We start from the raw sequence: 13,868 nt of genomic DNA on the forward strand, positions 1-13,868 counted from the left end.
AAAAAAGCAACGCTCTTTTGTTGCTTATAAACACTGAAGCCCATCACTGCTTAATTATTAGGTTGAATCAACCCCGTGTTTTGTTGTGTGGGACGCACGCCATCTGACTCGCTTTTATTAAAACCAACACATGTTGTATTTACTGATGATCAACAGGGTTGTTGTCGTCTGAATAAGACGGCCCCCAATAGATTGAAATAGATCACTCTTTTTATTGTGGAGGTTTTATGTCATCTCACGAGGCTTTATCTAAAACAGTTCATATCCTCTTTACTGATGATGAAAAGGCATCTTTTTCGTCTGCAGTAAAAAAGACTGAAGATGGTGAGGCGTTATTCTGCGAGGAGATGATTGACGTTGCGATAGATATTCCGCCGCGGGATCTGCATGGGGTGAGCAGCGAATGCTTATCGCGGCAAACAGAAGAGGCACAACACCTGAAAGCGCGCCTTCTTGAGACCCTGAGCCGCAAGATGCCGCACCTCATCGAAAACCGACATCGGGGATACAACAGGCATGAGCCTGATGCGGCCGACATTCAGCGGATACAGGAAAAGCTACGGGCCGTTCAGAGTACAACTGTGCCGGAGAGGCTTCTCGCCCCCGCTCACCATTTTCTCGACACCCTGTTATTGCTGCAACAAAGCCACCATCCCGCCGCGAATGAAATAGACCCTTACGCCTTCGATTTAATGTACGCGATCTCCGATGCGCTGGATGCTGTCACCGCCGCCGAAAAAGTCGAGCATCTGGAGTGGGACGCGCAGGTTGCCGCAACGGCGGATGCGTATCGACATAACTTGATCGCTGCACTCCCACAGGAACTCACCCAGCCTCAACAGGCTGAGGATTTACTTCTGTCCGCAAGCAATGCGTCATGTGTGGAGTATCAGCGATTCGCTCAGCTTAAACAGTCGCTTATGGCTGAAACCCGGCTGACCCGTCAGCGTCTGGCAGAATACCTGCAACAGCAGGCCAACGTCATACAGAGTAATGCCCGTGATGCGCGGCTATTCGCGATGAAGATGTTACTCAGGCAAGGGGATCGAGCGGCGTTGGGGAGTGCTGAGCAACTGGCAGACTGGATGCAGGAGTATCTGGTCTTCGCGTACCCGATGCCCGGCGTTGATGGTGCGCTGCAAGGCAATCCGCAGGTCAGCGAGCGCAAAGCAGGGGAGGATCATGAGCCCGATGATATCCGGCTGGTTCGTCATATTCTGCACATTGGCAAGATGTTTGGAAGCCTCGCTGCGAGGCTGAAGCAGGTGCAAAAGCGTGTCGCGCCTGACGATGAGAAAAAAGCGGCGGATAAACTGTGGCATCGCGCCGGGTGGCGGGTCAGAAATCTAACCCAACTTGCAAAGCAGGCCGGCGCTGGCCCGCACAATACCCTTACCAGAGTGAGCGCAAGGGAAAAGCCTTTGCGTCAGCCACCCTACAGCGAAGTTCTCAACCGTGCGGTAAGAGATAGCGCATTGCTTCTGCTTGACGCAATTCAACAGACAGAACGGCGAATCAAACAGATCCCTGCCGCCGCAGGGAGAGTGGCAGACGCAGTTGAGCAGTATCTGCAAATGATCGAATCTCGCGCGGGTGATGAGGTGTTACCGGTGCTCAATCATCTGCTCACTCAAGAGGTGGAGGCTGATGCAACGCGCTGGCACTCTGTCGCACATCACGCGCAGCAGCAGCTGGAAGCGCTTATTGATCCCCTGGCTAAACGCACAGAAGAGGAGTGGGCAGCCTTATTCCGCAGCGCTCATTTTGAAGCGCTTCGCGATGCGGGCAGAGGAGAAGAGATCGAAAAACTCGATAAAATCCTCCGTCAAACCGCAGAGGAGCTAAGCCAGCTGGCGCTGCAAATGCAGAGCGCAGTGGTTCGCCTGGCGAAACGCGGTCACAGCGGCAGGATTGAACTTAATCACCATATTGCGCAGTGGTTAGTGGCGTTAAAGCGGATGAAAGCAGGGGTCAAAAATAGTGTCGTTGAGATAACGGGCCGCGCGCTGGGCAGTTTCTCGCACAGTGGAATGTTGGTACGCGGCATAAGCGATTGGGCGACAGCGTTACGTCAGGAGTACTTACGTGACGTCCACCCGCAAAACAAAACCGAAGCAGCCATCTTATTTGACCGAACAGTACTGGAACTCATCAACGATAGCCGCAGTCACTGGGCGAAAAAATCCGATCCGCAGGCTGAAGGTTTCATAAGCAGGCTAAAGCTCTCGCTTCAGCTTGCAGCAGAAGTTACCACGGCTTACCCACCCACGCCGGAGGCGATCCTGGCCGGATCCCTTAGCCTGCCGGAGGATCTCCAGCGCTGGGCTAAGAGCAAGGTAATCGGTGGCGCATTGTCAGCGATACTCCGGGAAGGTTTTAGCCTGACAATCGGACCATGTTCTCTACCCGTGCGAGTCGTGCTAAGGGAAGGGCAAACGGGGGTGAATAGTTCTCGTCGCGATCGCATTATCAATAAAGCGTTATCGCCAATCGCGTTTCGTTTAACGATGTCACTGTCACCAACGCGAGATATTAGCGTCGCGGCCGCGCCTCTCTATAAACAGCAGGGTGAGATAACAAAACAGATCGTTTCGTTGCCGCAGGCGCTGGCCTGGACGGCAGGGTTTGTCGGAACGGGGGCAGGGGTTAATACTGCGCTGAGGCGTTGTATTGAGCAGGCACTGGTGCGGGAAGTTGAGAAATTCATGGCCGAAGCGGCTATACAAGGTGAGCTGGCGGCGAAACCCGCAGCACCCTTCGCAGAAGTAGATGAAAAATTACCGTCACGGCGGAAAAAACGCGCAGCCGAGTATCCTCAGGAACCCTCCGCGAAAGATTTTGATCCTGCGCCCGAACGGGAAACGGCACCTGATTTACAGCATGAGAGTGAAGTAAAAGAGGAGCCGGGTAATAAAGGTGCAACGGCTGCTTTATTATCTGATGTCAGGGGCTGGAACGTACGGGGCGCTTATAATCTTGCCCTCACTGGCGTACCCCGTGAGGGAGGTATTTACCATGCTGACGATGGGCATTTATATATTTATCTTGCCAGCCGCTTCTGGCCCTGCAAGAAATTGAGTGCCGATCTATACGGCGTGTTTGTTAGCGCGTGGGGTATGAAAAAAGTCGTAATTATCAGTGATGTTAATGGTCATTGGGATTACGCAGATCAGACCGATGTTGAAAAGTTTAACGCCTTTTTAGCTATCCAAAAAAACATTGCAGAATCTAATCTGGAATCTGCAGCGAAAAAAATAATTGATGCGTCTCTTTCTGCGGATAACTTTATCTCCTGGGGTGACTTAATTAAACGGATAATTAATATCATTAACAGGGAGTTTTATAATGTTTATTTGCATCCAGAGAATGAAAAACTTATCGCAATTATGATGCTCAGAAAATTGATTCTCGATACCCAGAGTGTGGCGGACGGGATCCTTAAAGGCAGAGCATATGAGAGCACGAATTTATTCTGGAATCAGCAGTTGCTGTCTCACTATTGGGAAGCATTCAATGTTGATATTACCGATATCAGTATATTAGCCACCGCGCGCTATGCGCGCATCCTCGCCGATGACGCGCTGGCTAAATATAATAAGCTTAATAAGAAATTCTTCGAGAAAGAAAAGAAACGATTGGCGAAAATTAACGCTAGCATCGCTGACTTGAAAAATAAAATATGGGAGGCGGAAAACAATCCTCGAGAATATATTAGCGCCTCTCTTGCTATGGCTTTCTATGTAAGATATAGCCAAGATTTTACCACCGAGTTGAAGAAAAAAGAGGGTGAAAGAAGCGTTGTTCAATCCATCGTTAACAGAGTGCAGAAAAAAAGAGATAGCTACAGACAACTTATTCAGGCGTATAAGGAAAAATACCAGCGATATGAAGAGGGAATGGCGCTTGGCGATAAAGCTTTTACCCAACGCCTGAGATTGCAGCATGATACATCAGATATTATTACCGCCGCAAAAGAAGCCGTGGCAGAGTTGGCGCTGAAGGAGGTTAAACTCCGACAAAGCCTTCGCTTCGGTGACGGCGAATGGGATAGCGAACAGATTGATACGCTTCGTATCGCCCGGGCAACCGTAAGAACAATACTGGTGCAACAACAAACATATATCGATTTGGTCGAAACTCTGGAAACGATAAATATTACAATACCCGCCGCCAGGGAGAGTTATGCTGATATTGTTTGGGCGAACAACGTTACTGATGAGATATACCCGAAAATCTTTGCCGGGGAAGAAAACGCTGCAGCACGCGATCTTCTTCCCGCTATGCTGCACTGGTTGCAGAAGAATAAAAAGAGTGTTTCACATCTAAAAAATCTTCGTGCGCAGGAGATCATTGATACTTATGCAAAAAGCCGTCATGAACTAAACCCCTTAATGATTGAAAAAGATATTCCAGAAGGATACACCTCCTTATCTGCAATGTTGGGTAGAGAATATTTTTCGAGTAAATGGTATTACAACCAGCAATTTATTGAGTACAAAAGAAAGTACAGCAGTTATGAAGCAAGCGAGCGGGTTAAGGAGTTGCTGATTGTTTCAGGTCTTTCGGTCGATGAAATTACAGCACCTGTTAAAAAAAGCATCCGGCTCGATGTCAGAAAGAAAAATAATGTCAAAAATGTTCATGCCGGAGAGCTGTTATTTATTCAACTTAAAGACAACAATTGGGTCTTTTTTTCCATTTTTCCAAATGCAACCTTTAGTCGACGCTTTACTGAAGCGCAAATGCACAGCAACCCGTGGCTGAACGCCATTGCCAATCTTGTGCCCCAGAGAGTTCATAGCCATGGGCTGGAGAGTGTATTTACCGAGGCCTTTTTTAAAAAGCAGTTCGGTCATGCAAATGAAAAAATTTATTGGGATGGCACGCGACGTGCAGCGAAAGAAAAAGAGGCCTTTATCAATAACATCCTTTATAAGAATGAGGGTGAAACGGAATATCCTAATCCCTTTGCACACGCTCACTTTGGTGGCACCGAGTACAGTGTTTATAAACATGAGGAGCAATTACACCATAGTCTTGTCGTTACGCTGAACATCAGTATGAAAAATGCACTCGATCGTTCGGCCAATAAACTTAAATCCGATCTTTATAAGCCATCTGCGCTGCATCGTATTGCATGTATTTTCATCCCATTTTATTCCGATATATACGGATCTGTGACTGATGGTGAATATCAACCCGATGGTTTTGCCCTCATTGCCGATATTTTTGCGGTAGTGTGTGTTGCGGCGCAGTTAGGGGCAAAAATAGGCGCGCTGATAAATAATGCGAAAGGGATCGCAACTATCGCACGCGAAGGGGTCGCGAGAGGTTTAACAGGTAAAAGCTTGTATAAATATATGATTCGTGAGATGGGGGAACAGGGGGTTATCAACGCTATTGAATTGGGAAAAATAAGTGCCAGCGCGATATTCGATTTAGTTGATGCATTAATGCTACGCGATCTCTCCAGCTATATCATGTCTAAAATTCGCGCTGACATGATCTTTCATAATATTGTTCCTGGAAAATCAGTCGCTGCAACAGTGGGTAAAGAGTTTATTCGTCTGGATGTAACGTTAAAAGATATGCATAAGCAGACTTTGCGCGGCGGTGAGGTTTATGTAAGCATCTCTCCTAAAACCAGGTTGCGCGTTTATTATATAGAAACTGCAAACGGTATCGCTGAAGTGCGTTGGAGCCCGACAACTAAAGCATGGCGTACTGTTGATCCCAAAGACCCATCAAATCCCGGTCAGATTATGCATCCTGAAAAGAACAAATGGGTCGTTACCTCAGTTGCGAAAGGTACCAGTATTCAACCTGAGATGGGTATACAGAGGTTACGTACTAATTTACCTGATGAAAAAATCCCCTTTAATACCCAGCATGCAAAAGAAACCGAAGGGGTGGATGCGCAGGCTTTACTTGAGGAGCTTTACAGACGTAATTCAATCAAACTCGCGATGACTAATCCTTCAGAACGAAGCAAATATGTAATGGCTTCAGTCGGAAATTACATGATCGAAAAAGGCTTCGAAAACATCCGCTATCGCGGTATGGCTGTTTTTGTAGACTCTGTGGATCAAATGCCGGCAAACCACTTTGTCGTTATCGGTGCTAAAAATAATCGCGACTATGTTTTTGATCTCTCGGCGGGAGCGTTCTCCAGAAAATATGATGAATTCAATGGTCCTGTTATTCTTCCTGAAGAGTTGTGGGCGCAAAAATATGCAAACATCAACGGTGCCAGCCTGATTAAATACGCTGATTATAAATCTCGCGTAAAAGCAGATGAGATATTTGGTGCTTACAGTGAATATACCCACCATGGGCCTCAGGCTGTTATTCCCAATGCGAAAGTGCTCAGGCGCCCTGAATGGTATTACCCCGATTCGGTAGCGGCAGATAACAGTGCTGAGGTAGTGACAACTGCGGCGCTCTGGCACGGTGCAGGAAATGAACTCATGTCATCGGTGCGCCGTAGCCAGAGGAGAACGGTTACCACTGACAATGCTGCAGATTACGCTGTAGATCTGCTCGAAAACAGTGAATTACTGAATAAAGAAACGGCGAATTTACTGCGCCAGTGCATAAAGCATGTCGAAGAGGGAGGAAAGGCGATTACCGAAGCCACGGGCTTACTCGACACGCCACGGCTGATTACCTCTCAGGACGATCTGCTGTGCGTGGATAAAGGGGAAATGCTGTTCTTCTTCAGGACGAATGCAGCGGTGCAGGCCACTTCGACACATCCTGTTCACGTTATGGTCAGCGTCGGTAACGGGCGTTTTGCCGGCATAAATAACAGCACTCTTGATCAGGCGCTCAGCAATGACCCCCGCATTCTACTGGCTGAGCAGCTTGGCGGCTTTACAGGCACTCAGGCCAAACGTAATGCAGACGGAGAAAAAATGCAGATCTTTGCGGCCAGGCCGACAGGACTTCTTCTCGCGGACAAACCGGCATTACGCGACTTAGCCAGCACTCTTCCTGCGGGCACGGATAGCATCAGCGGTTTGACCGATTTACTGGCACAGTGCGGTAAATTGTCGCCCGAACAGGCTCAGGGATTAGCGCGAGCGCTTCAGCCAGTGATTAACAATCCGGCTCCTGTTTATGGCCAAATGGGCACCATTGAGGATGTGCTCACTTCACCCCTGCGTATTAAAAAAGAGGCGGAGATGCTAGCTGTGCCGCAGGGACACCTTGTGACCTTTATGCGCATGGGTAAATCCAATGCCGGCCATGTGATGTACAGCCTGGGCAACGGTGAGTTTATTATCATCAACCCTGCAAAGCTTGATGCTTCATTAGCCGATAAAAGTACCATTATTCACGCCAGGGATATCCCTGCTGAAGTATGGCGCTATAACGTGATTTCTGCCGGTGGAATTGCCCTGAAAAAAATGCGCGTGTCGGCGTTACTGGGCGAGGGGGGAGCTTTTTCTGTAGAAGGGAGCACGCTGTCCATTAAAGCCATGGGTGGTCCCGGCGCGGTTAATAGTATGGATGCGCAGGAGCTGGCAGATACTATCCGTGGTTTAGCAAGAAGCGAAAATTTTGCCGTTGATCTATCCCGCATCAGTGAAATTAAATTTTACAGTCACTTTGGTGCATTTGGCAGGCTACCCGTCGGTAAGGCGCTGGCCTGGCTCCTGAATAAAAAGGTGACGGCTTACCCGGTATTTTATAGCCCTAAATTACAGGGCAAAGAGGCTTTACTGTCGGAAGCGAAGAGTTTTTTACCCGAGGATTTATCTGCAGATGAACTCGCTCTACTGGCTAACCAGCAAAGTCGGAGTCATGAATTTTGGCAGCATACACGCTCACTGTTCGGCGACAAAGGTGCAACGGAGAGCGTGGAGATGAGCAGTGACCTTAAAGAACTTTTACTTAAAGTGGCGGATTATGTCCGCGGCAAGATTTCAATAGATGATTTTTTAGATGGTATGCCTAACTTTACTAATGGATTGATGATTATGAAGGTTGGGCTAAACCTTCTGTATAACCATGAAGAGATTGATTTTGACGGATACGTTTCACTGAGTTGTGATGTATTAGGCGCAAGCCGGTTCGGCGTGGAGCTAATAATACAATTTATTGACAAGTAGGCTGCTCACGGGATTACAGAATGGTTGTCGTGAAGGCAGGAAGTATTACCCTCTTTTAGCCCGGTAATACTTCCTTTTTTATGGCGACGATGAGAAGGGGGTTATTTCTCAATCTCGCAGCGCTTAACTACCGGGGGCGCAGGCAGAAGATACTTTCCAAGGGTAACCAGCACCACTGCAAAAATAATCACCCCCAGTGCCAGCCACTCGATTGTGGAGAGATGTTCACCCGCAAAGGTGGTGCCGAGCAGCACCGCGACCACCGGGTTGACGTAGGCATAACTGGTGGCAACGGCGGGCGTGACGTTGCGGATCAGGTACATGTAGGCATTGATGGCGATAATTGAGCCGAACAGCGCCAGATAGCCGACGGCGAAGAAGCCCTCAATGGGCGGCACGGCGGTCAGACGCTCGCCGCTGAGCGCGGAGGCCGCGAGCAGTACGATCCCGGCGGCCAGCATCTCAATTGCACCAGCCATCATGCCGACCGGCAGTTCAATGCGCGATCCGTAGACGGAGCCAAACGCCCAACTGAGCGAGCCAATCAAAATCAGCCCGGCACCCCACGGATTGCCGCTCAAGTTGCCGCCGCTGTTAAGCAGCACGATGCCAACCAGGCCAATGGCGATGCCCAGCCACTCCAGCTTGCGCGTGGCAATACCAAAAAAGCGGCTAAAGCAGAGGGTGAAGAGCGGCACCGTCGCCACCACCACCGCCGCGATGCCGGACGGGACATTCTGGTGTTCGGCAACGGTCACAAAACCATTGCCGACCGCCAGCAGCAGCACGCCAATCAACGCCGCGTTAAGCATTGGGCGCAGCGGTGGCAGCTTGTTGCCGGTCAGCAGCAGCACTACGGTTAACAGCGTGCCGGCGCAGAAAAAGCGCGTCCCGGCCAGCATAAACGGCGGCCAGCTCTCAACGCCGATGCGGATAACAAAATATGTGGAACCCCAGATAATGTAGAGCGCAAAAAGCGCGCCAATCAGCGGTAAAACCTGCCTGAAACGCATAACCCACCACGGGAAAGGATAAGAGGCTTATAGTTAACGATAAAAGTATTTCTATGGCGAGGGGTTAATCACACCTCTGGTGTTAAATATTTGTTGACATTATGTTCGCTCATTCACCAAGGTTATTTTCGCCTGCTATCTTTTACCGCATACTGTTACGCGTTCAACACTCGCTGGGCGGTTTGCGCAGCTTAATTAAAAAGGAAGACATTTTGGCAGGAAGTAGTCTATTAACCCTTCTCGATGATATCGCCACCTTGCTGGATGACATTTCGGTAATGGGAAAACTGGCGGCGAAGAAGACCGCGGGCGTGCTGGGGGACGATCTCTCTCTTAACGCACAACAGGTTACCGGTGTGCGCGCTAATCGTGAGTTGCCGGTCGTCTGGGGCGTGGCGCGCGGCTCACTGCTCAATAAAGTGATCCTGGTGCCGCTGGCGCTGCTGATCAGCGCCTTTATACCGTGGGCCATCACGCCATTACTGATGCTGGGCGGGGCCTATTTATGTTTCGAAGGGGTAGAGAAAGTGCTGCATACCTTCGAAGCGAGAAAACATAAAGAGAGCCCGGAAGCGCGGCAGCAGCGGCTGGAAGCGCTGGCGGCGCAAAACCCGCAGCAGTTTGAAAAAGATAAAATTAAAGGTGCCGTGCGCACTGACTTTATCCTCTCGGCGGAAATCGTCGCCATCACGCTGGGGATTGTTGCGGAAGCGCCGCTGCTCAACCAGGTGCTGATCCTCTCCGGTATTGCGCTTTTGGTCACTATCGGTGTTTATGGCCTGGTGGGGATTATCGTCAAGCTGGATGATATGGGCTACTGGCTGGTGGAGAAGAGGAGCGTGCTGGCGCAGGGGCTGGGCAAAGGGCTGCTGTTTGTCGCGCCGTGGCTGATGAAGATCCTGTCGGTGGTGGGCACGCTGGCGATGTTCCTTGTCGGCGGCGGCATTGTGGTTCACGGTATTCCGGCGCTGCACCACGCGATTGAGCACTTCGCCAGCACGCAAAATGCGCTGGTGCAGGCAGTGGTGCCGATGGCGGCGAATCTGGTTATCGGTTTTGCTATCGGCGCGGTGGTCATCGCGGTAGTAAATGGCATCAACCGTCTGCGTGGCGCAAAATAAGCCGGTCCTGTTACGCAAAACATAAAAACTTCGTCTATGGTGAAAACGTTTCACTCTGATTCAGGAGGCAGGTATGGTCTTTGTGGTCAGTGATGAGGTTCAGGCTAAAAAGGGTGGTCCGCGCATGATTGTCACCGGTTACGCCAGCGGTATGGTGGAGTGTCGGTGGTATGACGGCTATGGGGTCAAACGGGAAGCCTTTCGTGAAGATGAGCTAATGCCCGGCGAAGGGCAGCGCATTCACGAAGAAGCATAACCAACCAAACGCCCGGCTCTGCTGGGCGTTTTTCTTGGCAACCGGCGCGCGACAAAAGCAGTTAACCAGACTTTTCAGGGAGCCTCTGTGCGCCACTCCACCTTTAATCATCTGCCCGGACAAAGTAACAACGCCGGACGCTATTTCGATCCCACCTGGGTGGTTAACCTCTGTTTTGTGATCGTGATGGTCTGCTCGACCGTGCTCACCTGGCGCGAAGTGCTGGTGCTGGAGAACGCGTATGCCACGAGCCAGCGTAGCGCGCTGGAGAATGTCAGCAATGCGCTGGATATGCAGATGCAGGTCGGCGTTGAACGGCTGCTCTTTTTCCGCCACACCATGGAGGCGGCGCTGCAAACGCCGCTCGATCTTAATGTCCTGCGAAAGCGCCACGGGGAGTTTGACAGCAAACGCGTGTTGCCGCAGTGGCAGATCGGTCGCGATAACCAGCGCACGCTGCCGGTATATGGCGTCTCGGACTACTTTGTTGAACAAACGGCGCTGCTGACCCGCGACAACCCGAACCTGCACAATGAACTGACCGCAGCGATGGAGCTGGGCTACCTGTTTCGTCTTTCAACTCATGCGCAGATGCTACCGCGTCGCGCCTGGTATATCTCCCGCGCCGGATTCTTCATTACTACGGATACTCAGGCCAGCGAAGAGACCATTGTGCCTACCTATTACCGTCTGCTGATGCGGCCGTGGTTTATCGGCCAGCAGAGGCAGGAGAACCACGGACGTGGCGTACGCTGGTTCAGCGACCTGACGCCGGGCAGTGAGCATCATGGCGATGTCACGGCCAGCGTACCGCTCGATTATCAGGGTAACTGGCTGGGGGCGCTGGGAGTCAGTTTCTCCGTTGATGCCATTCACGCGCTGCTGATGCACGCCAGTCCCGGTGGCGAAAGCGATGAGAAGGGCAACTATCTGCTCTATGACAGCCACTTTAAGCTACTCACTACCACCTCGCACGACGGCAACGTGAAGCCCGCCTTTAATCCTGAAGAGCGCGCGCGGCTCAGTGCGGAGATGGCGAAAGATACCGTGGGCGGCCTGCGCCTCGGCGCACGCTACATCAGCTGGCAAAAACTGAAACATTTCGATGGCGTGCTGGTGCGTATCCACACCTTGCGCGAAGGGATCACCGGCGATTTTGGCCGTATCAGCATTGCGATGGCCATTCTGTGGCTGCTGTTTATGACCATGCTGCTGGTGGCCTGGGGGGTGATTCGCCGGATGGTGAAGAATATGTACGCCATGCAGAATACGTTGCAGTGGCAGGCCTGGTACGATCCGTTAACCAGGCTCTGTAATCGCGGCGTGCTGTTTGAGCGGGCAAAAATCCTCTCACAACAGGCGCGCACGCAAAAGCAGCCCTTCGCGGTGATCCAGCTCGATCTCGATCACTTCAAAGAGGTTAATGACCGCTTTGGTCACCAGGCCGGGGATTTGGTGCTGTCGCATACCGCCGGGTTAATCAGCAGTAGCCTTGACGATAAGCAGGTTGCCGGGCGCGTGGGCGGCGAGGAGTTCTGTATTCTTCTGCCGGGCTGCACGCGGGCTGAGGCCGCCGCGATAGGCGAGCGTATTCGCCTGCGTATCGCCAGTAAGGAGATCCTCATCCATAAGCATACGACCATTCGCATTAGCGCATCGCTGGGGGTTAGCGATGCGCTGGAAGAGGGAAACTACGATTTTGAACACCTGCAATCCGTTGCCGACCGGCGTCTCTACCGGGCGAAGCATCAGGGGCGTAATCAGGTTTGCGCTGACGATGAGAGGCCGAACAGCTGATTAAGCCCCTCGCGCCAGCCCGCTGCGCCCTCAAGCTCGGTGTGGTAGACCCGCTCAGGCGTATCGCGGCGCACTGTCACACCTTCACGGTTCAGGCCACGGACGACAATCGCGTAATCGACGCTGTCGAGCAGCGGCGCATCGTTCGGGCCATCACCCAGCCCGACGGTGGTAAAGCTTTTCCCGGTGTAATGGTGATATTGCCGCGTCAGCCAGTTCACCGCCTGATCTTTACCGCCGCGCTCATCCAGCACGTGCCAGAAACGCGCCCCCTGCACGAAACGCAAACCGAGCTGCGATAAAGCATCGTCAAACGCAGCCATTTCGGAATCGCTGTCGCGCCAGATAAGAGTTTCAGAAGCTTCCTGTAACTTTGCCAGCGCCGCCTGGGCAGGCGGCAGGCCGGTCACTTCCGCCAGTACGCTCTCGTCGAGATCGGAAAAGGAGGTAAATTTCCACCCGTGCGTATTACGCAACTCGTTCAGCACGCGGGCAATCTCTTCATGGGGCGCGCCGCTCATCAGACGCGGGTAGTGCTCATCATCATGCCAGGAGTCATCAAGCTGAACTACCGCCCCGTTTTCCGCAATAAACGGCAAACCCTCCAGGCTCAATATCTTTTGCAGGGCAGCCATCTCGGCGGCGGTTTTACTGCTGCATAAAATGACCGGAATACCCTGCTCACGCAGACGGCTCAGCCAGCCTGCGGCGGCCTGCCATTCACCGGTATGGCTATCCATCAGGGTGCCATCCACGTCGGTAAAAATCAGTAACGGATCGTCCAGGCTCGGCATCGTTGGCTCCTTGGAATCAATAGGGCACTGCATACGTTATAAAGGGGAGGGCTCTAGGGCTAAATGCCTGTTTTATCGATATATCTTGTCAGCGCAAATAATAGCCGATAGAGTGGGCTCTACATCAGATTCCCCTGATGTGCGAATTTTGTAAGTGCTTCTTGCGTAAGCAAGTTTCCCCGGTCGTTAACCGGCCGGGGTATTTCTTTAGCGGTTCGCTTCCGTAATGCTGAAGTCATGCACATCCAGCTCAAAGGCTTCTGCCAGCTCCCGCCATGTATGATACTCACGCCCGTCGACGCTGACGCGCTGCCCCTCATCGTCGTCAATGCGCTGGACTTCGCTTTCGCTGATCTCATTAATGGCCGCCAGCAGTGCATCGATATCTACCTGCACGTCACGCTTGGCCGTCTCGTCGTACTCTCTCACCGTTTTCATGCTATCACCTCATGGTTGCGTGCTGAGCTTAAGTATAGACGCCAGAAAAAAGGTGACGCTTATGTCACGGGCTGCCAGCCTGCGCGTTTTGATCTACACTGGCGTAAATGTGACTGGAGGAGTGATTATGAAGGTTAACGATCGGGTTACGGTCAAAACGGACGGAGGTCCACGCCGTCCGGGTGTTGTGCTGGCTGTTGAAGCATTCAATGAAGGTACGATGTACCTGGTTTCTCTTGAAGATTACCCGCTCGGTATCTGGTTCTTTAATGAAAAAGATCACCCGGATGGGGTTTTCGTCGAGCTGGCTGAATAATTTATCGCCCTCCGTTGCG

General features: G+C 51.5%; 8 protein-coding genes. 5 read left to right on the forward strand and 3 right to left on the reverse strand.

Going from position 1 to position 13,868, the window contains the following annotated elements; translation table 11 throughout:
• Positions 1 to 227: 227 nt before the first annotated feature.
• On the forward strand, positions 228 to 8,114 hold the full coding sequence (locus SOM48_RS06645) for a hypothetical protein (RefSeq protein WP_320511654.1): 7,887 nt from the start codon (positions 228 to 230) through the stop codon (positions 8,112 to 8,114).
• A gap of 101 nt (positions 8,115 to 8,215) precedes the next feature.
• Here the strand turns inward: SOM48_RS06645 and yedA are convergent, their stop codons facing one another.
• Positions 8,216 to 9,127, reverse strand: coding sequence for a drug/metabolite exporter YedA (gene yedA / locus SOM48_RS06650; RefSeq protein WP_320511655.1), 912 nt, complete (start codon positions 9,125 to 9,127; stop codon positions 8,216 to 8,218).
• 212 nt (positions 9,128 to 9,339) lie between these two features.
• Here yedA and SOM48_RS06655 point away from each other — a divergent pair, with 212 nt between their 5' ends.
• From SOM48_RS06655 to dgcQ, 3 genes are all read left to right on the forward strand, one after another.
• Positions 9,340 to 10,248, forward strand: coding sequence for a DUF808 domain-containing protein (locus SOM48_RS06655; RefSeq protein ID WP_320511656.1), 909 nt, complete (start codon positions 9,340 to 9,342; stop codon positions 10,246 to 10,248).
• A gap of 73 nt (positions 10,249 to 10,321) precedes the next feature.
• Complete coding sequence (locus SOM48_RS06660) at positions 10,322 to 10,504, forward strand: YodC family protein (RefSeq protein WP_042717206.1); 183 nt, start codon at positions 10,322 to 10,324, stop codon at positions 10,502 to 10,504.
• 87 nt (positions 10,505 to 10,591) lie between these two features.
• On the forward strand, positions 10,592 to 12,301 hold the full coding sequence (gene dgcQ, locus SOM48_RS06665; protein WP_320511657.1) for a cellulose biosynthesis regulator diguanylate cyclase DgcQ: 1,710 nt from the start codon (positions 10,592 to 10,594) through the stop codon (positions 12,299 to 12,301).
• Here dgcQ and SOM48_RS06670 read toward each other — a convergent pair.
• Positions 12,265 to 13,095: a mannosyl-3-phosphoglycerate phosphatase-related protein gene (locus tag SOM48_RS06670; protein ID WP_094420817.1), complete on the reverse strand. Its 831-nt coding sequence runs from the start codon at positions 13,093 to 13,095 to the stop codon at positions 12,265 to 12,267. The genes dgcQ and SOM48_RS06670 overlap by 37 nt on opposite strands.
• Positions 13,096 to 13,302: 207 nt before the next feature.
• Entirely contained in the window at positions 13,303 to 13,533 is a 231-nt protein-coding gene (gene yodD / locus SOM48_RS06675; RefSeq protein WP_054803162.1) for a YodD family peroxide/acid resistance protein, read from the reverse strand.
• A gap of 127 nt (positions 13,534 to 13,660) precedes the next feature.
• On the opposite strand from yodD, the gene dsrB reads away from it, so the two are divergent.
• On the forward strand, positions 13,661 to 13,849 hold the full coding sequence (dsrB, locus tag SOM48_RS06680) for a protein DsrB (RefSeq protein WP_023479212.1): 189 nt from the start codon (positions 13,661 to 13,663) through the stop codon (positions 13,847 to 13,849).
• Positions 13,850 to 13,868 lie beyond the last annotated feature (19 nt).

The sequence above is a fragment of the Kosakonia sp. CFBP8986 genome (assembly GCF_034044935.1).
GTDB lineage: Bacteria > Pseudomonadota > Gammaproteobacteria > Enterobacterales > Enterobacteriaceae > Kosakonia > Kosakonia cowanii.